The sequence below is a fragment of the Pantoea sp. X-Soil-ISGK-421 genome (assembly GCF_059730785.1).
This window is the reverse complement of sequence record NZ_AP035979.1, coordinates 2,290,525-2,313,861: the sequence shown is the minus strand read 5'-3', so window position 1 is coordinate 2,313,861 and position 23,337 is coordinate 2,290,525. Positions and strand designations below refer to the sequence as shown.

General features: G+C 54.3%; 22 protein-coding genes. 13 read left to right on the top strand and 9 right to left on the bottom strand.

What is annotated here, in order from left to right:
* Nucleotides 1–7: 7 nt before the first annotated feature.
* A complete protein-coding gene (locus AC6I8K_RS10800; protein ID WP_483817561.1) occupies nt 8–829 on the bottom strand; it encodes a DUF72 domain-containing protein in 822 nt (273 codons plus the stop codon).
* 233 nt (nt 830–1,062) lie between these two features.
* On the opposite strand from AC6I8K_RS10800, the gene aspS reads away from it, so the two are divergent.
* The 6 genes from aspS to ruvB all read left to right on the top strand — a co-directional run bounded on the left by aspS (nt 1,063) and on the right by ruvB (nt 6,576).
* Nucleotides 1,063–2,844, top strand: coding sequence for an aspartate--tRNA ligase (gene aspS / locus AC6I8K_RS10795; protein ID WP_483817560.1), 1,782 nt, complete (start codon nt 1,063–1,065; stop codon nt 2,842–2,844).
* Complete coding sequence (gene nudB / locus AC6I8K_RS10790; RefSeq protein WP_483817559.1) at nt 2,844–3,275, top strand: dihydroneopterin triphosphate diphosphatase; 432 nt, start codon at nt 2,844–2,846, stop codon at nt 3,273–3,275. Before aspS ends, nudB begins: the two co-directional genes overlap by 1 nt.
* Nucleotides 3,276–3,547: 272 nt before the next feature.
* Nucleotides 3,548–4,291, top strand: a complete 744-nt coding sequence (locus AC6I8K_RS10785; protein ID WP_483817558.1) for a YebC/PmpR family DNA-binding transcriptional regulator — start codon at nt 3,548–3,550, stop codon at nt 4,289–4,291.
* Between the two features lie 37 nt (nt 4,292–4,328).
* Entirely contained in the window at nt 4,329–4,856 is a 528-nt protein-coding gene (gene ruvC, locus AC6I8K_RS10780; protein WP_497826696.1) for a crossover junction endodeoxyribonuclease RuvC, read from the top strand.
* 92 nt (nt 4,857–4,948) lie between these two features.
* Nucleotides 4,949–5,563, top strand: coding sequence for a Holliday junction branch migration protein RuvA (ruvA, locus tag AC6I8K_RS10775; RefSeq protein ID WP_007889559.1), 615 nt, complete (start codon nt 4,949–4,951; stop codon nt 5,561–5,563).
* An 8-nt stretch (nt 5,564–5,571) separates the two neighbouring features.
* Nucleotides 5,572–6,576 (top strand): Holliday junction branch migration DNA helicase RuvB, encoded by a 1,005-nt coding sequence (gene ruvB, locus AC6I8K_RS10770; protein ID WP_007889560.1) that lies wholly within the window; start codon nt 5,572–5,574, stop codon nt 6,574–6,576.
* A gap of 7 nt (nt 6,577–6,583) precedes the next feature.
* Here ruvB and znuB read toward each other — a convergent pair whose 3' ends face one another.
* A complete protein-coding gene (znuB, locus tag AC6I8K_RS10765; protein WP_064738919.1) occupies nt 6,584–7,369 on the bottom strand; it encodes a zinc ABC transporter permease subunit ZnuB in 786 nt (261 codons plus the stop codon).
* Nucleotides 7,366–8,121, bottom strand: coding sequence for a zinc ABC transporter ATP-binding protein ZnuC (gene znuC / locus AC6I8K_RS10760; protein ID WP_483817557.1), 756 nt, complete (start codon nt 8,119–8,121; stop codon nt 7,366–7,368). The genes znuB and znuC overlap by 4 nt, the downstream gene beginning before the upstream one ends.
* Nucleotides 8,122–8,198: 77 nt before the next feature.
* Between znuC and znuA the strand changes: the two genes are divergently transcribed.
* The 3 genes from znuA (at nt 8,199) to lpxM (ending at nt 11,616) form a co-directional block, all read left to right on the top strand.
* Entirely contained in the window at nt 8,199–9,170 is a 972-nt protein-coding gene (gene znuA, locus AC6I8K_RS10755) for a zinc ABC transporter substrate-binding protein ZnuA (protein ID WP_064738918.1), read from the top strand.
* A 13-nt stretch (nt 9,171–9,183) separates the two neighbouring features.
* The gene (gene mepM, locus AC6I8K_RS10750; RefSeq protein WP_064738917.1) at nt 9,184–10,512 is read left to right on the top strand and encodes a murein DD-endopeptidase MepM; all 1,329 of its coding nucleotides are present in this window, start codon (nt 9,184–9,186) and stop codon (nt 10,510–10,512) included.
* A gap of 126 nt (nt 10,513–10,638) precedes the next feature.
* Nucleotides 10,639–11,616, top strand: coding sequence for a lauroyl-Kdo(2)-lipid IV(A) myristoyltransferase (gene lpxM / locus AC6I8K_RS10745; protein WP_064738916.1), 978 nt, complete (start codon nt 10,639–10,641; stop codon nt 11,614–11,616).
* A 24-nt stretch (nt 11,617–11,640) separates the two neighbouring features.
* Here the strand turns inward: lpxM and AC6I8K_RS10740 are convergent, their stop codons facing one another.
* The 3 genes from AC6I8K_RS10740 to AC6I8K_RS10730 form a co-directional block, all read right to left on the bottom strand.
* Complete coding sequence (locus AC6I8K_RS10740) at nt 11,641–12,876, bottom strand: MFS transporter (RefSeq protein WP_064738915.1); 1,236 nt, start codon at nt 12,874–12,876, stop codon at nt 11,641–11,643.
* An 86-nt stretch (nt 12,877–12,962) separates the two neighbouring features.
* Nucleotides 12,963–14,405, bottom strand: a complete 1,443-nt coding sequence (gene pyk, locus AC6I8K_RS10735) for a pyruvate kinase (RefSeq protein WP_497826695.1) — start codon at nt 14,403–14,405, stop codon at nt 12,963–12,965.
* Nucleotides 14,406–14,512: 107 nt separating this feature from the next.
* Entirely contained in the window at nt 14,513–15,367 is an 855-nt protein-coding gene (locus AC6I8K_RS10730) for a MurR/RpiR family transcriptional regulator (RefSeq protein ID WP_483817556.1), read from the bottom strand.
* Nucleotides 15,368–15,738: 371 nt separating this feature from the next.
* Between AC6I8K_RS10730 and zwf the strand changes: the two genes are divergently transcribed.
* Nucleotides 15,739–17,214, top strand: a complete 1,476-nt coding sequence (zwf, locus tag AC6I8K_RS10725; protein ID WP_036650196.1) for a glucose-6-phosphate dehydrogenase — start codon at nt 15,739–15,741, stop codon at nt 17,212–17,214.
* Between the two features lie 188 nt (nt 17,215–17,402).
* Complete coding sequence (locus AC6I8K_RS10720) at nt 17,403–18,044, top strand: bifunctional 4-hydroxy-2-oxoglutarate aldolase/2-dehydro-3-deoxy-phosphogluconate aldolase (RefSeq protein WP_007889572.1); 642 nt, start codon at nt 17,403–17,405, stop codon at nt 18,042–18,044.
* A gap of 78 nt (nt 18,045–18,122) precedes the next feature.
* On the opposite strand, the gene purT is transcribed toward AC6I8K_RS10720, so the two are convergent.
* Complete coding sequence (gene purT, locus AC6I8K_RS10715) at nt 18,123–19,301, bottom strand: formate-dependent phosphoribosylglycinamide formyltransferase (protein WP_497826694.1); 1,179 nt, start codon at nt 19,299–19,301, stop codon at nt 18,123–18,125.
* Nucleotides 19,302–19,462: 161 nt separating this feature from the next.
* Between purT and AC6I8K_RS10710 the strand changes: the two genes are divergently transcribed.
* Both AC6I8K_RS10710 and AC6I8K_RS10705 read left to right on the top strand, forming a co-directional pair.
* Entirely contained in the window at nt 19,463–20,104 is a 642-nt protein-coding gene (locus AC6I8K_RS10710) for a tellurite resistance TerB family protein (RefSeq protein ID WP_483817554.1), read from the top strand.
* 139 nt (nt 20,105–20,243) lie between these two features.
* Complete coding sequence (locus AC6I8K_RS10705; RefSeq protein ID WP_483817553.1) at nt 20,244–22,307, top strand: prolyl oligopeptidase family serine peptidase; 2,064 nt, start codon at nt 20,244–20,246, stop codon at nt 22,305–22,307.
* On the opposite strand, the gene exoX is transcribed toward AC6I8K_RS10705, so the two are convergent.
* Nucleotides 22,301–22,969, bottom strand: coding sequence for an exodeoxyribonuclease X (gene exoX / locus AC6I8K_RS10700; protein WP_497826693.1), 669 nt, complete (start codon nt 22,967–22,969; stop codon nt 22,301–22,303). The two genes, AC6I8K_RS10705 and exoX, sit on opposite strands and share 7 nt — an antisense overlap.
* Nucleotides 22,970–22,972: 3 nt before the next feature.
* Complete coding sequence (locus tag AC6I8K_RS10695; protein WP_008110458.1) at nt 22,973–23,203, bottom strand: DNA polymerase III subunit theta; 231 nt, start codon at nt 23,201–23,203, stop codon at nt 22,973–22,975.
* Nucleotides 23,204–23,337 lie beyond the last annotated feature (134 nt).

Genomic DNA, 23,337 nt, shown 5'->3' with positions numbered 1-23,337 from the left:
GTTGCGTCTAGAACAGGCTTGATTGCTGCGGCCAGTCGGGCAGATCGCGTAATGACGGCTCCAGCTGTTGCAACTGCGGCCACAACGCCTGAATCAGCGGAAACACCTCGCCCATATCCGGCGTATGAATAAACAGCAGCGGATCGCTATCCAGCTGCCACGCCTGCAGCTTGCTGTGCCACGGTTGGAACAGCGGCACGCTCTCCGCCACGCTATCGTTGCCAATGAAACGCACCATCGGTTGCGAACCGGTGCGCACCGCATGCGGCGGCACGCGTGGCTTTTTCGCGCGCGCATCCACGGCAGCGGCGGTTTGCGAGGTGGAGGCATGTACCGGCCGGCTATCAAGAATGACCCGATTAACGCCGCGATCGCTTAGACCCCGATTCAGCGCGCGTTCAGCATCACCTTTGGCAAAAAACGCCTGATGCCGCACCTCAACGCCGTAGCGAAAATTGCGCGGCAAACTATCAAGAAAAGACCAGAGATCGCCAAGCTGGGCCGGTGAAAACGCCGCGGGAAGCTGTAGCCAATATTGACCGATGCGCGTGCTCAGCGGATCGAGCAGACGAAAAAACGCCGTCAGCAACTCATCGCAGTTCCGCAGGGCCGCCTTATGGCTGATGCTATCGGGAAACTTAAAGCAGAAACGGAAATCGTCGTGCGTCATATCACGCCAGCGCAGCACCACTTCCGGCTTCGGCAGCGCATACAAAGTGGTGTTGCCTTCAACACAACCAAACAGCTGCGCATAATCGGCCAGGGTCTCCAAACCGAACTGTTTCCATTGTGCATGCTGCCATTGCGGTAATCCTATGCGAAGTGTCAAACGCGAACTCCTGAATCCTTTAGGGGCGGGAAAGGGCGGCTTAATGTACCCTGTTTTGATGTCGGCAGGAAAAACAGCGCGATAAAGCATAATGTTTTGTCCGCTTTGATCTGGCTCCACTTATCCTGCCTGGGTTTTTCCATTATAATAGCCGCCTTTTTTGCGACAGCATCTCAGAAGGTTTCGCGGCCTGATGTTGTCTGGCAGCAGCGGCGAAGTTAAAAGGATACGTTATGCGTACAGAATATTGCGGACAGCTCAATCTGTCTCACGTGGGTCAGCAAGTCACTCTCTGCGGCTGGGTAAATCGCCGTCGCGATCTCGGCAGCCTGATTTTTATCGATATGCGTGACCGTGAAGGTATCGCCCAGGTGTTCTTCGATGCCGATCGTCAGGACGCTTTCCAGCTGGCATCTGAGCTGCGTAACGAATTCTGTATCCAGATCACCGGCACCGTGCGTGCACGTGACGAAAAGAACAAAAACAGCGAGATGGCGACCGGCGAAGTAGAAGTGTTCGCCCATGAGCTGAACATCATCAACCGCGCTGAACCGCTGCCGCTGGACTCTAACCAGGTGAACAGCGAAGAAGCGCGTCTGACTTATCGCTATCTGGACCTGCGTCGTCCGGAAATGGCTCAGCGTTTAAAAACCCGCGCTAAAATTACCAGCTTCGTGCGTCGCTTTATGGACGACCAGGGTTTCCTTGATATCGAAACGCCAATGTTGACCAAAGCCACGCCAGAAGGTGCGCGTGACTATCTGGTGCCAAGCCGCGTGCACAAAGGTAAATTTTACGCCTTGCCGCAGTCGCCACAGTTGTTCAAACAGCTGCTGATGATGTCGGGTTTTGACCGCTACTACCAGATCGTTAAGTGTTTCCGTGACGAAGACCTGCGTGCCGATCGTCAGCCAGAATTCACCCAGATCGATGTGGAAACCTCTTTCATGACCGCCGAGCAGGTGCGTGAAAAGATGGAACGTCTGATTCGTGAACTGTGGATCAACATCAAAGGTGTGGATCTCGGTGACTTCCCGCAGATGACCTTTGCGGAAGCAATGAACCGTTACGGTTCTGATAAGCCAGACCTGCGTAACCCAATGGAGCTGGTGGACGTTGCCGATCTGCTGAAAAACGTTGAGTTCCAGGTGTTTGCCGGTCCAGCCAATGACGCCAAAGGCCGCGTGGCGGCGCTGCGTGTACCGGGCGGTGCGGCGCTGACGCGTAAGCAAATTGACGAATACGGCAAATTTGTTGAAATCTACGGCGCGAAAGGCCTGGCGTGGATGAAGATCAACGAACGTGCCAAAGGTTTCGAAGGCGTACAGAGCCCGGTGGCCAAGTTCCTCAGCGCGGAAATCGTTGAAGACATTCTCAACCGCACTGGCGCACAAGATGGCGATCTGATCTTCTTCGGCGCTGATCGTGCCAAAGTGGTGGCCGATGCGCTGGGTGCGCTGCGTCTGAAAGTCGGCCGCGATCTGCAGATCACCGATGATAAAGCCTGGGCACCGCTGTGGGTGATTGACTTCCCGATGTTTGAAGAAGATGAAGAGGGCGGTCTGGCAGCGATGCACCATCCGTTCACCTCACCGAAAAACCTGAGTGCTGAAGAGCTGGCAACCGATCCGGTGCAAGCGGTGGCAAATGCTTACGATATGGTGATTAACGGCTACGAAGTCGGTGGCGGTTCAGTGCGTATTCACAGCGGCAAAATGCAGCAGACGGTGTTCAGCATCCTCGGTATAACCGAAGAAGAGCAGCGTGAGAAGTTTGGCTTCCTGCTCGACGCGCTGAAATACGGCACGCCGCCGCATGCGGGCCTGGCGTTTGGTCTGGATCGTCTGACCATGCTGTTGACCGGTACCGATAACATCCGTGATGTGATTGCGTTCCCGAAAACCACCGCCGCGGCGTGCATGATGACCGAAGCACCAAGCGAAGCCAATCCAGCCGCGCTGCTGGACCTTGGGATTCTGGTGGCACCGAAGAAAGAAAAGTCAGAGAACAAGTAATGGGCTTTAAACATCCGGTCTCGGTGCTGGTGGTGATTTTTGCGCGAGATACCGGCCGGGTGTTAATGCTGCAGCGACGTGATGACGACAGCTTCTGGCAATCGGTCACGGGCAGCCTGGAAGCGGGCGAAACCCCGCGCCAGGCGGCTCAGCGCGAAGTGTTAGAAGAACTCGCCATCGATATTGCGAACGAAAAGTTAATGCTGGATGATTGCCACAAACAAATCGAGTTTGAGATCTTCCCGCACTATCGCCATCGTTACGCACCGGGTATCACGCACAACCGCGAGCACTGGTTCAGGTTGGCCTTACCTGCCGAGCGCGACCTGCTGCTCACCGAGCATCTTGCCGCGCGCTGGCTCGATCCCGCCGCTGCCGCAGCCCTCACCAAGTCCTGGAGTAACCGCCAGGCAATTGAAGAATTTATCTGAATGCTCGTCGCCACGCGTTATTTCTGCGGCGGTTCAGCTAAATTCGATGAATCCGACGAAGCGATTCCTTCGTCCTTTAAACCTGGTGCAGGATAGTGAATCCTGCACCGCTAAAATTGAACAGTCGGGCGTAATCGTCGCAGCGAGGTCGGTTACCGCCAGCGCACAGCAACCGGAGCGTACTTTGGTACGTGAGGATTGCGAGCACTGCCGGGAGCCGAGATCGCAAGTAAGATAGCCCGTGCGATTGATAAGATCGGAGAGTATGCAAGATGGCTGGACACAGTAAATGGGCAAACACCAAGCACCGCAAGGCTGCTCAGGACGCTAAGCGCGGTAAAATCTTCACCAAAATCATTCGTGAGCTGGTCACCGCCGCGAAACTGGGTGGCGGCGATGCCGGTTCTAACCCGCGTCTGCGCGCCGCGATGGACAAAGCGCTGTCCAACAATATGACGCGTGACACCATGAACCGTGCGATTGCACGTGGCGTGGGCGGTGAAGATGACTCCAACATGGAAACCATCATTTATGAAGGTTACGGTCCGGGCGGCTCGGCGGTTATGATTGAGTGCCTGAGCGACAACCGTAATCGCACCGTGGGCGAAGTGCGTCATGCCTTCACCAAAACCGGCGGCAACCTCGGTACTGACGGTTCGGTTTCTTACCTGTTCAGCAAGAAGGGCGTTATCTCCTTCGCGCCCGGTCAGGACGAAGATGCGGTAATGGAAGCAGCGCTGGAAGCCGGTGCCGAAGACGTTGTGGCCTATGACGACGGCGCGATTGATGTCTTCACCGCATGGGAAGAAATGGGTGCGGTGCGTGATGCGCTGGAAGCGGGCGGTCTGAAGGCGGACACTGCTGAAGTCTCGATGATCCCTTCAACCAAAGCCGAAATGGATGCCGAAACCGCACCTAAATTGTTGCGCCTGATCGACATGCTGGAAGATTGCGACGACGTGCAGGAAGTTTACCATAACGGTGAAATCTCTGATGAGATCGCAGAAACGCTGTAATGGCGTTGCTTAAAACCCCACTCACCGGAGACGCGCTGTGGCGATAATTCTCGGGATCGATCCCGGCTCACGCGTCACCGGTTATGGTGTCATCCGCCAAACCGGCCGCCAGCTCACCTATCTGGGCAGCGGCTGTATCCGCACCAGCGTTACCGATCTGCCGACACGCCTCAAACTGATTTACGCGGGTGTCAGTGAAATCATCACGCAATTCTCACCCGACTACTTCGCTATCGAACAGGTATTTATGGCGAAAAATGCTGACTCAGCACTTAAGCTGGGCCAGGCGCGCGGGGCGGCGATTGTCTCGGCGGTGAATCATGATTTGCCAGTGTTTGAATACGCGGCGCGACAGGTGAAGCAAACCGTCACTGGCACCGGCGGTGCAGAGAAAAGTCAGGTTCAGCATATGGTACGCACCTTGCTCAAACTGCCAGCTAATCCGCAAGCCGATGCCGCCGATGCGCTGGCCATTGCCATCACGCATTGTCATATGAGCCAGAATGCGGCGCGTATTAGCGATACAAAATTGGTGATGACGCGCGGTCGTATGCGATCGGGTTAGCGGAAACGAAAGGCGACATGAGGCTGGATATTCATCCAGCCTTTTTTATGGTATATAAACAGGCTTACTTATCAGATTAAGGAATTGCTCAGGTGATTGGTCGTTTACGAGGCAACATTCTGGAAAAACAGCCGCCACTGGTGTTGATTGAGGCGCACGGTGTCGGTTATGAAGTGCATATGCCAATGACCTGCTTTTACGAGCTGCCAGAAATCAATCAGGAAGCGATCATCTTCACCCAGTTTGTGGTGCGTGAAGATGCGCAGTTACTGTTCGGCTTTAATAACAAGCAGGAACGCACGCTGTTCCGCGAACTGGTAAAAGTGAATGGCGTGGGACCGAAACTGGCGCTGGCGATTCTGTCCGGTATGTCGGCACAGCAGTTTGTGACCGCTGTTGAGCGACAAGAGATTGCCTCCCTGATCAAACTGCCGGGCGTGGGTAAAAAAACCGCCGAGCGTTTAATTGTGGAAATGAAAGACCGCTTCATCGGCATGCACGGCGATCTGTTTGGTGGTGATTCAACCTTTACGTTGACCACGCCTTCCGCTGCGCAGGACAATAACGATGCCGAAGCCGAAGCGGTTTCAGCGCTGGTGGCTCTCGGCTATAAACCGCAGGAAGCCAGCCGTATGATCAGCAAAGTCGGCAAACCGGATGCGGATTGCGAAACCCTGATTCGTGAAGCCCTGCGTGCAGCTATTTGAGGTAAAGCATGATTGAAGCCGATCGCCTGGTCTCGGGCAGTTCCTTTAATGAAGAAGAAACGCTCGACCGTGCCATTCGACCAAAGCTGCTAACGGAATATGTTGGCCAGCCGCAGGTGCGTGAGCAAATGGAGATTTTCATCCAGGCCGCGAAACTGCGTGGCGATGCACTCGATCATCTGCTGATTTTTGGCCCACCGGGATTAGGTAAAACCACCCTGGCCAACATCGTCGCGAATGAAATGGGCGTTAATCTGCGTACGACATCGGGGCCGGTGCTGGAAAAAGCGGGCGATCTGGCGGCGATGCTCACCAATCTTGAACCTCACGATGTGCTGTTTATCGATGAGATCCACCGCCTGTCGCCAGTGGTGGAAGAAGTGTTGTATCCGGCGATGGAAGATTATCAGCTGGATATCATGATCGGTGAAGGCCCTGCTGCGCGTTCGATTAAACTCGATCTGCCGCCGTTTACCCTGATTGGGGCCACAACGCGCGCCGGTTCGTTAACTTCGCCGCTGCGCGACCGCTTCGGCATCGTGCAGCGCCTTGAATTCTATAACGTGCCCGATCTGCAGCATATCGTTGGCCGCAGCGCGGCTTGTCTTGGCCTGGCGCTGAGTGAAGAGGGCGCGTTAGAAATAGCGCGTCGTGCGCGCGGTACGCCGCGTATCGCTAACCGCCTGCTGCGTCGCGTACGTGACTTTGCTGAAGTGCGCGCCAATGGCAACCTGAGCGGCGAAGTGTCAGCCAGCGCGCTCGATATGCTGAATGTCGACAGCCAGGGTTTTGATTATATGGACCGTAAGCTGCTGCTGGCGATCATCGATAAATTTTCGGGTGGTCCGGTGGGTTTGGATAACCTGGCTGCGGCGATTGGCGAAGAGCGGGAAACGATCGAGGATGTGATTGAACCCTTCCTGATTCAGCAAGGATTCATTCAACGTACACCGCGCGGCCGAATGGCAACGCAGCATGCTTACAAACACTTCGGCATAAGTCGCGAAGAGTAAACCGGCGTTATGCCGCCGGTTTTTTTGCCATGCTGATGATGAACAGCACCGCGGCGCATAACACCACCGAAGGACCGGCAGGCGTATCATAGGTGGCCGAGAAGGTGAGTCCCCCGGTCACCGCGATCACACCTGCAATCACCGCTATCCCCGCCATTTGCTCCGGTGAGCGCGAGAAACGACGCGCAGTCGCCGCCGGAATAATCAGCAGTGACGTAATAATCAATGCGCCGACGAACTTCATCGCTACGCCGATAGTTAATGCGGTCACCAGCATCAGCATCAAACGGGTACGTTGAATGTTGACGCCATCCACCTGCGCCAGTTCCGGACTGATGGTCATCGACAACAATGAATTCCATTGCCACGCCATCACGGCCAGCACAATCGCCACGCCGCCGCCCATCATCCATAAGTCATCGGGCGTCACCGCCAGCAGATCGCCAAACAGGTAAGCCATCAGATCGACGCGCACGCCTTGCATCAGACTGACGACCACCAAACCCAGCGACAGCGCGCTGTGCGCCATAATGCCGAGCAGCGTATCGATGGCCAGATGCGGACGACGCTCAAGCCATACTAATCCCAACGCCAGACACACGGTCACCAGAATCACCGCGTAATAGGGATTCACGTTGAGCAGTAACCCAAATGCCACACCCAGCAATGATGCATGGGCAAGGGTATCGCCGAAATAGGACATGCGGCGCCAAACTACAAATGAGCCGAGCGGGCCGGCTGCCAGCGCCAGCAAGACGCCGCCTAGCCAGCCAGGTAATAACAGTTCAATCATGACGGGCCATTTCCTTTGCGCAGAACAATGCGTCCCTGTAAATCGTGACGGTGATTATGATGGTGACGATAAATTGCCAACTGTTGCGCGCCACGCGGGCCAAACATCGCAATGAACTCTGGATGTTGTGACACCGCTTCCGGCGTGCCGGAACAGCAAATATGATGGTTGAGGCACAGCACTTCGTCGGTTTTCGCCATCACCAGATGCAGGTCATGCGAAACCATCAGCACGCCGCAGTTCAATTCACGCCGTAATTGGTCGATCAAATCATACAATGCGACCTGGCCATTGACGTCAACACCCTGCGTCGGTTCGTCCAGCACCAGCAGCTGCGGCTGATTAAGCAACGCTCGCGCCAGTAAAACACGTTGTGTTTCCCCGCCCGAAAGTTTTTGCAGTGTTGCGTTGAGCAAATGTCCGGCCTGAACGCGTTTTAACGCTGGCAAAATGCCATCGCGTTGGGTGCCGCGCGACAGTCGCATAAAGCGCTCAACGGTGATCGGCAAAGTTGGGTCGATGTGCAGCTTTTGCGGCACATAACCGATACGTAAATCAGCGGCTCGTTTGACACTGCCGCTGGTGGGTTTGAGCAGCCCCAGCACTGCGCGAACCAGCGTGGATTTGCCAGCGCCATTCGGGCCGAGCAGCGTGAGAATTTTTCCCGGTTCTAGCGAGAGGCTAATGCCTGCAAGCACCGGACGCTGGGAGAATTTCACAGAAACGTTTTCAAGAGTAACAAGTGGCGACATGATATTTACGGGTTGCATAGAATTTCGAATGTTATAATATCACATTCCATCAACGGGTCACGATGGAATGACGTATTATGTTACACAATAAAAAGCGCCTTATTTTTACCCTTACTGCTGCGGCAATGGCCGCTACCAGCGCATTACCCGCGCACTCTGCGGTAGTCGCGTCAATCAAACCTCTCGGATTTATCGCAGCGGCTATCGCTGATGGCATTACACCGGTTGAAGTATTACTTCCAGACGGCGCATCAGAACATGATTATGCCTTACGCCCTTCTGATGTAAAACGTATTAAAAACGCAGACTTAGTGGTGTGGACCGGACCAGAAATGGAAGCCTTTCTCACCAAGTCCGCAGCGGAGTTACCCGCTAACAAAAACCTCGAAATTGCTGCATTGCCAGGCATAAAACCGCTTTTGATTAATGGCGATGATGACGACGAAGAACATGAGCACGGTCACGATCATGAACATGACTCAGAAAATTCCGAAGACCAGGACGCGTCTCATGCGCACCATCACCACGGACAGTTTAATATGCACCTGTGGATGTCCCCTGACATGGCCTTACAATCTGCGGTTGCAATCCATGGAAAATTATTGGAACTTATGCCGCAAAGCAAAGCCAAACTTGACGCTAATCTGCAGGAATTTAAAGCAGAATTAGCCGATGCAGACAAACACATCGGCGCGCAACTCGCGCCTGTGCGGAACAAGGGTTATTTCGTTTTTCACGACGCTTACAGCTACTTTGAAAAACATTACGGTTTGTCACCATTAGGTCATTTCACCGTCAATCCTGAGATCCAACCAGGCGCCCAGCGTTTACATCAAATACGAACACAGTTGGTTGAGCAGAAAGCCGTATGCGTTTTCGCTGAACCACAATTCAGACCGGCCGTCATCGATGCCGTGTCCCGTGGAACCACCGTGCGCAAAGGCACGTTAGATCCGTTGGGTATGGACATCAGCTTATCCAAAGATAGCTACGTGAAATTTCTTTCACAGCTGTCGAGCCAGTATGCGAGCTGCCTGAATGGAGCATGAGGAATAAGTAAAAGTGCAGCAGATAGCCCGCTCTGTCGCCCTCGCATTTAATAATTTGCCGCGTCCCCACCGCGTTATGCTGGGTTCATTAACCGTTGTCACATTGGCCGTCGCAGTCTGGCGGCCTTACGTCTATCATCCCCGTGATGTAGCGCCCATCGTGAAAACTATCGCGTTGGACAAAGACGAACTGCGCACGCTGTTGCCAGAGGCCAGCGAGCCAATTGACCAGACTACTGAAGAACCGGCAGATGATATTCCTGCTGACGACATCGATAAAGACGTCCCAGACAATCCAAACATACACGATTACACCGTCTCTTCCGGCGATACGCTGAGCAGCGCGTTAAATCAGTACGGCATTGAGATGGGCGATATCAACGCGCTGGTCAGCAGTGATAAAGATCTGCGTAATATGCGCGTCGGCCAGCAACTCAGCTGGACGCTAGATGCGGATGGTCAACTACAGACTTTCAGCTGGGAAATTGATCGCCGTGAAACCCGTACTTATCAGCGCGCTGATAACGGCAGCTTTAAGATGCAGCAAGAGTTGCAAAAGGGTGAATGGCAGAACAGCGTGCTGAAAGGCGAAGTACGTGGCAGCTTTGCCGCCAGCGCTCAGCGTGCCGGCCTCAATAGCGCCGAAACCAGCAACGTGATTAAAGCGATGCAGTGGCAGATGGACTTCCGCAAACTGCGCGCCGGCGATGATTTTAGTGTGCTGATGTCACGTGAAATGCTCGACGGTAAAAGTGCCCAAAGCCAACTGCTGGGTGTACGTCTGCGCACCGGCGGCAAAGATTATTACGCTTTCCGTGCGGAAGACGGCAAATTCTACGATCGCAATGCGTCAGGATTAGCGCGTGGTTTCATGCGCTTCCCAACGGTTAAGCAGTATCGCGTCTCCTCTAACTTTAATCCGCGCCGTCTCAACCCGGTGACCGGGCGCATTGCACCGCATAAAGGTGTCGACTTCGCGCTGCCGATTGGAACGCCGGTGTTGGCGGTTGGCGATGGCGAAGTGGTCATGGCGAAGAACGGCGGCGCTGCCGGTAACTATGTGGCAATTCGTCACGGTCGTCAGTATATGACGCGCTACATGCACCTGAGTAAAGCACTGGTGAAACCAGGACAAAAAGTGAAACGCGGCGATCGCATCGCGTTGTCGGGCAACACCGGACGTTCAACCGGTCCGCATCTGCATTATGAAGTGTGGATCAACAACCAGGCGGTGAATCCATTGACGGCGAAACTGCCGCGTATGGAAGGGCTGACCGGTAAAGATCGCAGCACTTACATGGCGCAAGTAAAAACATGGTTACCGCAGTTGACGTTGAAATAACGCATTATTGCGCGTAACACTTAAAAACCGACGGATTCTTCGTCGGTTTTTTGCTATCTGGCGCATGAAGATTGCAAAATTAACCACCGTCACTATTATTGACCGGTCATTGTCAGAGGCGAGTGCATGGAAACCCGAAAGAAAAATAACAGTGAGTTTATTCCCGTTTTTCAACGTTCTTTTTTAAAGCCGAAATACTGGGGCAGTTGGCTGGCGGTTGGCGCGCTGGCTGGCATGGCGTTGCTCCCTGCCAAAGTGCGCGATCCGATTCTAGGCGGATTGGGCAAATTCGCCGGTAAACTGGCAAAAAGTGCGCGCCGCCGTGCGCTGATCAATCTCTATTATTGCCTGCCTGAATTGAGTGAAGCGCAGCGCGAAGAGATTGCTGATCGTATGTTTGCCACTGCTCCACAGGCGATGGCAATGATGGCCGAGTTAGGCATGCGCAACCCCGCGCATGTGCGTAAGCGTGTTGACTGGCATGGCCGGGAAATCATTGAGCAGCTGCAGGCGAATAAAGAAAACGTCATTTTCTTAGTGCCGCACGGTTGGGGTGTTGATATTCCGGCCATGCTGCTGGCGTCTGAAGGTCAGATGATGGCGGCGATGTTTCACAACCAAAGCGATCCGCTGATGGATTACCTGTGGAATACCGTGCGACGCCGTTTCGGCGGCCGTATGCATGCGCGTAACGACGGCATCAAGCCGTTTATCGCGTCGGTGCGTCAGGGATATTACGGCTATTATCTGCCGGATCAGGATCATGGCCCGGAGCACAGTGAGTTTGTCGATTTCTTTGCCACTTACAAAGCGACATTGCCCGCGGTAGGGCGTCTAATGAAGGTGTGCCGTGCGCGTGTAGTGCCGCTATTCCCGGTGTATAACAGCGAAACGCATCGGCTGGAAATCTATGTGCGTCCACCGATGGACGACCTGCTGGATGCCGATGACAACACGCTGGCGCGTCGCATGAATGAAGAAGTTGAAGTGTTTGTGCGTCCGCATCCCGAGCAGTACACCTGGATTTTAAAGCTGTTAAAAACGCGCAAGGAAGGGGATATCGAACCTTATGCGCGTAAAGATCTTTATCCACGCAAAAAATAAAAAAGGGGCCAGTTGGCCCCTTTGTCATTCTATGGCTTCGACTTTGCTACGACGCTTGCGTTCGCGCAGGAACAGCGTGACCAGGCCAAACCACAATACGCCAGCGATAAAGTTGATGCCGCTAAACCAAGGTGTGCCGCCACTGAAATAACCGCTTTTTGCCAGTTCGATGCCAATCGCTAAGGTCAGAATACTGATCATGCCGAGCATCGCCGCGACGCTGCCTTTGCCTTCATTGCTGGAGTAAAGCGTCAGACGATACAGTCCAGCATTCACCATGCCTGCGCCGAAGGCGTAAAGGCTTAAACCGGCAGTCAGCAGCAGATAAGTGTGGCTATCGAGCAGGTTAGCCAGCAGCGAAATACTCAAACCAATCAGAATAGGCCATGCGGCAAATTTCACCGGTTGTTCAATCGGTACGCGACCCGCTAACTTGCCAAGCGTGATATTGCCAGCAATCATTGCCAGAAACACCGGTAGCTGCAGCAGCGCATACTGCATCCGCGAAAGCCCTTCATCGTGCATCAGGATCACTGGCGACAGCGCCACCCATGTCAGGATCGGGATAAACACCAAACCAATCGCAAACGATCCATACATCACCTGGCGATCGCGCGCTAAACGCGCATAGCCTCGCGCCAACGTTGGCAGGGCGATGGAGTGGCTGCGGTCACCCGCGGTTTCCGGCATCACGCGCCACAGCAGGGCAAAAGCAATCACGCTGCAAATCGCAAACAGCCAGAACATGCTGCGCCACTCGCCAACGGTCAACCATGCTGCACCCGCCAGCGGGCCGGCTAACGGTGCCAGTAGCGCAACGTTGGCCATCAGTGCCATCATGCGCACCGCCAACGCTTCATCAAAGGCTTCCTGCACTGCGGCATAGCTGACGGCGCCAATAAAGCACAGGCTAATGCCTTGAACAAAGCGCAGCGCGACGAACTCTTCAATGCTGCTGACCCACGTAGTCAGGATACAGGCGGCGGCAAAGAACAGGATGCCAAACAACAGCACCGGGCGGCGGCCATACTTGTCAGACAGCGGACCTAGCAGCCATTGCAGCACCACGCCGCCCATCAAATAGGCAGTCAGCGAGGTTGATACCCATTCCGGGCCGACGCTGAATTCAGAGGTCACCAACAGCATGCCGGGTTGAATCATGTCATGCGCGATATAGGTGGCGAACTCAAACAACACCAGCGCGAGCGGAAACAACAGCACGCGCCCGGTGAGTTGGGAAATAGGTTGATAGCGGGCCATCTGGCCTCCTTGTCAAAAAAATAAAAACGCGACTGCCAGGCAGTCGCGTTTGTCCATGTTGTTACAGCCGCTGTCGGGGGTGCGTATTAATCTACGCGCAGCACGCGGCTGGTATTGGTGGTACCGGTGGTCGACATGACGTCGCCTTGGGTAACAATCACCAGATCACCTGAAACGAGGAAACCTTTTTCGCGCAGCAGGTTCACTGCATCGTGCGCGGCAGCAACACCATCATTATTGCTGTCGAAAAATACCGGTGTGACGCCTCGGTAGAGCGCGGTCAGGTTTAGCGTGCGTTCATGGCGAGACATAGCGAAAATCGGCAAACCGGATGTGATACGTGAAGTCATTAGCGCGGTGCGACCAGATTCGGTCATGGTGATGATGGCCGAAACACCTTGCAGATGGTTGGCTGCATACATAGCGGACATGGCAATCGCTTCTTCCACGTTATCGAACTGCACTTCCAGGCGGTGTTTAGAAACGTTAACGCTCGGGATTTTTTCTGCGCCGAGACACACTTTCGCCATCGCTGATACGGTTTCTGCCGGATATTGGCCTGCCGCCGTTTCTGCCGACAACATCACCGCATCAGTACCATCCAGCACGGCGTTCGCCACATCCATAACTTCCGCACGCGTTGGCATCGGATTGGTGATCATTGATTCCATCATCTGTGTGGCGGTGATGATGGTACGGTTCAACTGGCGCGCACGACGGATCAAGGCTTTCTGGATACCCACCAGCTCAGGATCGCCAATCTCTACACCCAAATCGCCACGCGCAACCATCACCACGTCAGAAGCGAGGATGATGTCATCCATCGCTTCCTGTGAGGCAACGGCTTCAGCACGTTCAACTTTTGCCACCAGTTTCGCATCGCAACCGGCGTCGCGCGCCAGACGGCGGGCATAATTCATATCTTCGCCATTACGCGGGAAGGATACGGCCAGATAATCCACGCCGATTTTCGCGGCGGTAAGGATATCGACTTTATCTTTCTCTGTCAGCGCATCTGCAGACAAGCCGCCGCCGAGTTTGTTGATGCCTTTATTGTTAGAGAGAGGGCCGCCGACGGTGACTTCGGTAAACACTTTCACACCCTGAACTTCGAGTACTTTCAGCTGTACGCGACCGTCGTCCAACAGCAGGATATCGCCTGGCACCACATCTTCTGGCAGGCCTTTATAGTCGATACCGACTTTCTCTTTGTCGCCTTCACCTTTACTTAAATCGGCATCCAGCAGGAAACGATCGCCGACGTTCAGGAACACTTTGCCTTCTTTGAAGGTTGATACACGAATTTTTGGACCCTGCAGGTCGCCAAGGATCGCGACGTGACGACCCAGCTTGGCGGCAATTTCACGCACTTTATTGGCGCGCTGCTGATGATCTTCGGGTGTGCCGTGGGAGAAGTTGAGTCGTACAACGTTAGCGCCCGCCGCGATGATTTTTTCGAGGTTGTTGTCGCGATCGGTGGCTGGACCGAGGGTTGTAACGATTTTGGTTCTTCTGAGACGTCTGGACATGAAGGACTCCGTTAGCAAAGTATCGTGTCGCTCTCAAGCGACACGTAGTGTTCATCTATTCTATATGATTGATGGGCTGTGATTCGACTCACATTGTGAATGTGATGTTAATTATTTTCTTGTGCCTGTTTCTCCAGGCGTGAATCTTTCAGCGCTTCTTTCACTCGTTTCAAATTTTCCCGGAAAGCAGCGCCGCGCTCAAGGGTAAACCCTGTCGCCAGAACATCAACCACGGTTAATTGTGCAAGGCGGGAAACCATTGGCAGGTAGATATCGGTATCTTCGGGCACGTCAAGCGTCAAAGCCAGCGTCGCTTCCGCCGCCAGCGGGGAACCCGGAGAGGTGATAGCCAGCACAGTGGAAGCGTTTACACGCGCCAGGCGAGCCAGTTCTATCATATTTTTGGTGCGACCAGTATGCGAGATGAGAACAAACACATCATTTGGACCACTATTTATGCAACTCATGCGCTGGATCACAATATCTTCTGACCAGATGACCGGCAGATTAAACCGCAAAAATTTATTGGTGGCATCGTGTGCAACGACGGCAGAAGCGCCCAAGCCAAAAAAGGCAATTTTATGCGCTTTTGACAGAGCCTGAACGGCCTGGCGGATGACGTGAGAGTCGAGTTGCTGACGAACGCGGCTAAGGCCCGCTAACGCGGAGTCGAAAATTTTGTGGCTATAGCTTTCCACACTGTCATTTTCTTCCACATCGCGGCTTACCCAACTTGGGCTTTTAACCAGACTTTGCGCGAGCTGCAATTTAAAGTCGGGGAAACCGCGCGTGCCCATGCGATGACAGAAGCGGTTCACTGTCGGTTCGCTGACGTCAGCCGCACGTGCCAGCGTGGCAATACTGGAGTGCATTGCCTGTTGTGGAGCAGTCAGAATCTGCTCTGCGACTTTACGTTCTGATTTGCTCAGCGTATCTAATTGCGCCTGAATCTGTTCCAGCATGGGTAACCTAATGACCGTCAATTACTTTTCCGCGCTCATCAATGGATGAAATCGCTGCCAATTCTCAAGAATATACCGTGTAATAGCCCCTCGCACGCAGCGGAGGACAAATGTAAACGCGATTTTTTTGCGATACTTTGATCGCTGACGTGTTTTGCCTCGACAAATATCGAAACAGAAAATGTGCTCAAATGGCACGCTACAACACACTTAACACCTTTATAACGTTCACAGTTAACGCCAGCAAAACACTGCGTTCGGGTTGTCCCGGACCTGCGAAAAACGTACATTGTGCTGTAACAAAATTACAATAAGGACCCGGCGTGATGAGAACGCTCAAGCCGGGTATATCCTGCAACGAGGAGAGGAAAATGGCGGTTACACAAACAGCCCAGGCATGCGATCTGGTGATTTTCGGTGCCAAAGGCGATCTTGCGCGCCGTAAACTGTTGCCATCACTGTATCAGCTGGAAAAAGCCGGTCAGATTCATGAAACCACTCGCATTATTGGCGTGGGTCGCGCGGATTGGGATAAAGCGGCGTATACCAAAGTGGTTCGTGAAGCGCTGGAAACCTTCATGAAAGAGAAGATCGATGAAGCGCTGTGGGACACACTCAGCAGCCGTCTCGACTTCTGTAACCTCGACGTAAATGACACCTCACATTTCACCAAACTGGGCAAAATGCTTGACCAGAAAAACCGTGTCACCATTAACTACTTCGCTATGCCACCAAGCACCTTTGGCGCGATTTGTGACGGTTTGGGCGCGGCCAAGCTGAACGCCAAACCGGCGCGCGTGGTTATGGAAAAGCCGCTCGGCACGTCACTGGAAACCTCACAAGAAATCAATGACAGCGTCGGCAAATATTTCGAAGAAGGTCAGGTTTTCCGTATTGACCATTATCTCGGTAAAGAGACGGTGCTCAATCTGCTGGCGCTGCGTTTTGCCAACTCCATCTTCGTCAATAACTGGGATAACCGCACCATCGATCACGTGCAGATCACCGTGGCGGAAGAGGTGGGCATCGAAGGCCGTTGGGGTTACTTCGACAAAGCCGGCCAGATGCGTGACATGATCCAGAACCACCTGTTGCAAATCCTCACCATGATTGCCATGTCGCCGCCGTCTGATTTAAGCGCGGATGCGATTCGTGATGAGAAGGTGAAAGTGCTGCGCTCACTGCGCCGTATTGATCAGACTAACGTGCGCGAGAAGACGGTACGTGGTCAGTACACTGCGGGTTTTGTGCAGGGTAAAAAAGTGCCGGGCTATCTGGAAGAAGAGGGCGCCAACAAGCAGAGCGCCACGGAGAGCTTCGTCGCCATCCGCGTGGATATCGACAACTGGCGCTGGGCAGGCGTGCCGTTCTATCTGCGTACTGGCAAGCGCTTGCCAACCAAATGCTCCGAAGTGGTAGTTTACTTCAAGAACCCGGAGATGAACTTGTTCAAGGATTCGTATGCCGAACTGCCGCAGAACAAGCTGACCATCCGTCTGCAGCCGGACGAAGGTGTGGATATCGAAATTCTGAATAAAGTGCCGGGACTCGATCACAAGCACAAACTGCAGACGACTAAATTGGATCTAAGCTACTCGGAAACCTTTAATCAGTCGCATCTGGCGGATGCCTACGAGCGTCTGCTGCTGGAAACCATGCGCGGTATTCAGGCGCTGTTTGTGCGTCGTGATGAAGTTGAAGCCGCATGGGGCTGGGTGGATTCCATCATTGATGCGTGGAACGCCGATGCCGAAGCGCCGAAGCCCTATCAGGCGGGGACATGGGGACCGGTTGCCTCTGTCGCGATGATTACGCGTGATGGCCGTTCCTGGAACGAGTTCGAATAAAGACGCAATCCTAAGCCCGCCAACTGTGCGGGCTTTTTTTTGTCCAAAATCCCTTTTTTCTAAAAACTGAACCCCAGTTTCAAAAAAGTTTGATATCCCATGGACGCCGCTTAAGCCGATCTTGTATGGTAGAGCCCAATTATTGACAGCGTGGCCATATGCCGGGCTGATGCAACTAAGGAAACGTGATGAAGAACTGGAAAACAAGTGCAGAACAGATCCTGAAAACTGGCCCGGTCGTGCCGGTCATCGTGGTTAACAAGCTTGAACATGCGGTACCGATGGCGAAAGCGCTGGTCGCAGGCGGCGTGCGTGTGCTGGAGGTGACGCTGCGTACGCCGGTGGCGATGGACGCATTGCGCGCAATGATTAAAGAAGTACCGGAAGCGATTGTCGGGGCGGGCACGGTTATTAACACGCAACAGCTAAAAGAAGTGACGGACGCGGGTGCGCAATTTGTCATCAGCCCCGGATTGACCGAGTCGCTGCTGAAAGCGGCGGTTGAAGGTCCGGTGCCATTAATCCCAGGTATCAGCACGGTTTCAGAACTGATGACCGGCATGGATTATGGCCTGCGTGAGTTCAAATTCTTCCCGGCGGAAGCCAATGGTGGCGTGAAAGCGCTGTCGGCGATTGGCGGTCCGTTCCCGCAGGTGCGTTTCTGCCCGACGGGCGGCATCTCACCAGCCAATTACCGTGATTATCTGGCGCTGAAAAGCGTGCTTTGCATTGGCGGTTCGTGGCTGGTACCCAATGATGCGCTTGAAACCGGCGACTGGGACCGTATCACACGTCTGGCGCGTGAAGCGGTTGAAGGAGCACGCGCTTAACGGCGTTTTGGAAAGTGCGCAGGAATGCGCACCTGAGGATTGTAGGTCGCCAATGATGGCGACCTTTTCGTTTTTAACCTAGCCTGCCACTTTCACCGCTGCCGCACTGGCAACGGCGCGTGCGATAGCGTCATCGGTGTTTTCACCGGTTGCTAAAGCCACACCCAAACGGCGCTGACCGGCGATTTCCGGCTTACCAAATAGACGCAGTTGCAATCCGGCCCCCAGCGCGGCTTCGATATTCCCGAACACGACGTTCTGGCTGTTCAGCTCTGGCAAAATCACTGCCGATGCCGCGGGTCCGTATTGACGGATGCCGCCAATTGGCAAGCCGAGGAAGGCGCGCACATGCAGCGCAAATTCTGACAGATCCTGCGAGATCAACGTTACCATGCCGGTATCATGCGGACGCGGCGAGACTTCGCTGAACACCACTTCATCACCACACACAAACAGCTCAACGCCAAACAGGCCGTAACCGCCAAGCGCTTTCACCACGTTCGCGGCGATATCCTGCGCGCGTTGCAGTGCCAGTTCACTCATCTGCTGCGGCTGCCAGGATTCACGGTAATCACCCTCTTCCTGACGATGACCAATCGGCGCGCAGAAATGGATACCATCTACTGCACTGATGGTGAGCAGAGTGATTTCAAAATCAAACTTCACCACCCCTTCAACGATGACGCGGCCGGCACCGGCACGTCCGCCTTGCTGTGCATAATCCCAGGCTTTATCCAGCTGGCTGGCTTCACGCATAAAGCTCTGACCTTTACCGGATGAACTCATCACTGGCTTAACGATGCACGGGAATCCAATGGCATGCGCCGCTGCAACAAAATTCTCTTTGCTATCAGCAAACTGATAAGTTGAGGTCGGCAAGGACAACTCTTCCGCCGCCAGACGGCGAATGCCTTCACGGTTCATGGTCAGACGTGCGGCGCGTGCGGTCGGCACTACTTTCTGGCCTTGTGCTTCCAGTTCCAGCAGTTTTTCGGTGGCGATAGCTTCAATTTCCGGTACCACAAAGTGCGGCTTTTCCTGCGCAATCAGTGTAGCGAGCGCGTCGCCGTCCAGCATGTTGATCACATAGCTGCGATGCGCCACATGCATGGCAGGTGCATCGGCGTAACGGTCCACCGCGATCACCTCCACACCAAGACGTTGGCATTCAAGTGCCACTTCTTTGCCTAATTCGCCTGAACCTAACAGCATGACACGCGTTGCGGCAGGGCGCAGCGCGGTTCCGAGAGTCGTCATAATTTCACCTTAGCAGTCAAAATGCGGGCGCAGTATAAACGAAAACGTTTGCGTACTCACGCTTTCGCCAACATCAGGTTTGCCATACTTTTCCCGCTCTGACGTTAACTGACACAGCCTGCGGCAGCATGGAGGACGGAAAATTCAACAGGAGTCAAACGATGAGCAATTGGCTACAGCAAATTCAATCCGTGCTGGCGAAAAAGGGCGGTGATGGAAAATCTGGCGGATTAAGCGACATGCTGGCACCCGGCGCATTAGGCGGGCTGGCAGGATTGCTGGTCGGCAGTAAATCCACGCGTAAGCTTCTGACCCAATACGGCGGCAAAGCATTGCTGTTAGGCGGCGGCGCGGCGGCTGGCGCGTTGCTGTGGAATAAATACAAACAGCGTATACGTGAAACGCATCAGAATGAAGCGGGTTTCGGCCAGCTGCAAACGCCCATGGATCAACGTGCCGCACGTTTAGTCACGGCGCTGGTGTTCGCGGCGAAAAGTGATGGTCATATCGACGATCAAGAGCGCGCAGCGATTGAAAAAAACATCCAGCAAGCGGGTTACGGCGCACAAGCCGAAACGTTAATTCAGCAGGCGATGAATCGTCCGCTCGATCCCAACTGGCTGGCCGCCGACGTCAAAAACGAAGAAGAGGCCCTGGAGCTCTATTTCCTCAGCTGTGCAGCCATCGATGTCGATCACTTTATGGAGCGCAGCTATCTCTCTGCGCTCGGCGATGCGTTGAAAATCCCTCAAGATGTACGCGACGGCATTCAGCGTGATATCGACGCTGAGAAAGCCGCGTAACGCTGTGCGAAGGTTGCGTCCGTAACCTTCGCTTCTCATGCTTGGCTTACCCTGCGCAGTGTGATGATGCGCGCAGCTTGGCATCGCGCGCGATTAGTGCCACGCTTGCAGAATGTTGTCCTTCAGGGAGAAGAGCCTAATGAATCAGCCACACGCGAAAAAAATCCCCCATGCAATGAATCTGCACGGTGAAACGCGCATCGATAATTATCACTGGTTGCGTGATGACGACCGCGAGAATCCTGAGGTGCTGGCCCATCTGCATGCCGAAAATGATTACGGTCGCGCCATGATGTCGTCACAAAATCCATTACAGGAAAGGGTGCTGAAAGAGATCGTCGACCGTATTCCACCGCAGGATCATTCGGTGCCGTATGTGAAAAACGGTTATCGCTATCAAAGCCGCTATGAAGTCGGCAATGAATATCCCGCTTATTTCCGACAACCGATCGATGTGTCAGCCGATGAGCCCTGGCAACTGCTGCTCGATGGCAACCAGCGGGCATCACACAGCGACTTTTACACCATGGGCGCGTTGGCGATCACGCCGGATAATCAGGTGATGGCCTTAGCTGAAGATTTTCTGTCGCGCCGCCAATATGGCATTCGTTTCCGTAATTTGCAGAGCGGTAGCTGGTATCCAGAAGTGTTAACCAATGCTTCATCCAGCGTTGCCTGGGCCAACGATTCCCGCACGCTCTATTACGTGCGTAAGCATCCGAAAACGCTGCTGGCGTATCAGGTCTGGCGCCATGAACTCGGTCATCCACAATCTGACGATCAGCTGGTGTATGAGGAAAAGGATGATGCCTTCCACCTCAGTGTGCACAAAACCACCTCTGAGCACTTCATTCTGATCGCGTTGTTCAGCACTACCACCAGCGAGATTCTGCTGATCGATGCCGAATATCCGGATGCGCAGCCGCAAACGTTTTGCCCGCGTCGCCGTGACCACGAATACAGCATTGATCACTACAACCACCAGTTCTACATTCGCTCGAATCGCGACGGCAAAAACTTCGGCCTCTATCGCAGCGCGTGGCTAGCGGAAGCGCGCTGGCAATCGCTGATCCCGGCGCGTGACAACGTGGTGCTGGAAGACTTCCAGCTGTTCCGCCATTGGCTGGTGGTCGAAGAGCGGCAGCACGGTGTGAATACGTTACGGCAGATTAACTGGGAGAGCGGTGAAAGCTTTGGTATCGCTTTTGACGATCCGGCCTATGTGACCTGGCTGGCTTACAATCCTTCGCCGGAAAGCGACACGTTGCGCTACGGCTATTCCTCAATGACCACGCCGACAACCTTGTTTGAACTGAACATGGAAACCGGCGATCGCCGTGTCCTGAAGCGTACGCCGGTACCGGGCTTTAAATCTGAGGATTATAAAAGCGAGCATCTGTGGATCACGGTGCGTGATGGAACCGAGGTTCCGGTGTCACTGGTTTACCACCGCAAGCATTTCCAGCGCGGCAAAAATCCGTTGCTGGCGTATGGCTACGGTGCCTATGGCAGCAGCATGGACGCCAGCTTCGGCACCAGCCGCATCAGCTTGCTGGAGCGCGGCTTCGTCTACGCCATCATACATGTGCGTGGCGGCGGCGAACTCGGACAGCAATGGTATGACGGCGGGCGCCTGAAGAATAAAATCAACAGCTTCACCGATTTTATTGATGTCACCGAAGCGCTGGTGGCGAAAGGATATGGCAATCGCCAGCAGCTCTACGCGATGGGCGGTAGCGCTGGCGGATTACTGATGGGCGGTGTGGTCAACATGGCGCCAGATCTGTTCCACGGTGTGGTGGCACAGGTGCCGTTTGTTGATGTGGTCACCACCATGCTCGATCCGTCGATTCCGCTCACCACCGGCGAATACGATGAGTGGGGAAATCCCGAGCAGGCTGAGTTCTATCACACCATTCGTGAATACAGCCCGTATGACAACATTGAGGCTAAAGCCTATCCGCATTTGCTGGTGACCACCGGCCTGCACGATTCGCAGGTGCAGTATTGGGAACCGGCCAAGTGGGTAGCGAAACTGCGCGAGCTGAAGACCAACGATTCGCTATTGTTACTCTGCACCGAGATGGATTCCGGTCACGGCGGTAAATCGGGGCGTTTCAAAGCTTATGAAGGGGTAGCGCAGGAGTTCACTTTTCTGATCGGCCTGGCGCAGGGTAGTTTGCCAGACCGCGTCGATTACTGATCGCTCTTCACATACTTGCGCAGCGCCTGCCGTAACGGTGGGCGCAAATCGCGCACATTTTCCAGTACCCAGCGCAGATAGCCTGGATCCTTACGCGCGATGCTGCCAATACTCTGACCGCGATATTTACCGAACGGGAACACATCGCCGCTCATAGGTGCGGGTTGGCACAAGTTCGCCATCTGCTCTGCGTTCCAGCCTGATGTTTCCATAATGCGGATCAGCAAGGCCGCGGTGACGTAACAGTCATACAAAGCGCGGTGCGCATGCAGTTCGGCCGGGGGCGTGACTTCCAGCTTAAGGCTATGACGCAGCGCCTGATTACCGTATTTAATCCCGGGCCACAGCTGGCGCGCCAGCGTCATGGTACAAATCCACTCGCCCGGCATGGTGGGCAACATGCGGCGATCAAAACTGGCATTGTGCGCCACGTAATGTGGGCTGCCGTGATAGCGGCCAATCGCTTCTTCAATGGTGGGTTTGCCGATCACCATCGCTTCAGTAATGCGATGTACCGCCATCGCCTGACGACTGATCGGGCGATCCGGGCAGATTAAGTCGCTCATCGGATTGACGATCTGACCATCAATGACATCCACCGATGCCACTTCAACCACGCCGCCTTGCAGGCCGCAGGTTTCGGTATCAATAACACGTAACATAGATTACTTCTGCTTAGGTTCGTAGGGCAGGCGCGACAGGCTGAGCGAAGCCTGACGATAGTTCATTAAACGCTGACGAAACCAGTCACGCAGCGCTTCGGGTTGCTCACGTTCCACCATTTCGGCAATCACCGGCATATTGTAGCGCTCTTTAAAGGCAACACCCGCGGCGGCCAGATCGACATTCACTTTGTCTTTCTCTTCCTGCGAGAGCAGGGCAAGGTTTTGGCTCATGCTTTTCTCCTGATAAACAGGGGCAAAAGTAATGGTTTCAGACCCAGGGATCAAGGGGATTGGATCGCACCGCAAGTCTCGACACCCGCAGATCGGCGGCGTATCCTGCTGCCACGTTTGCGGTGGTTTGCCGT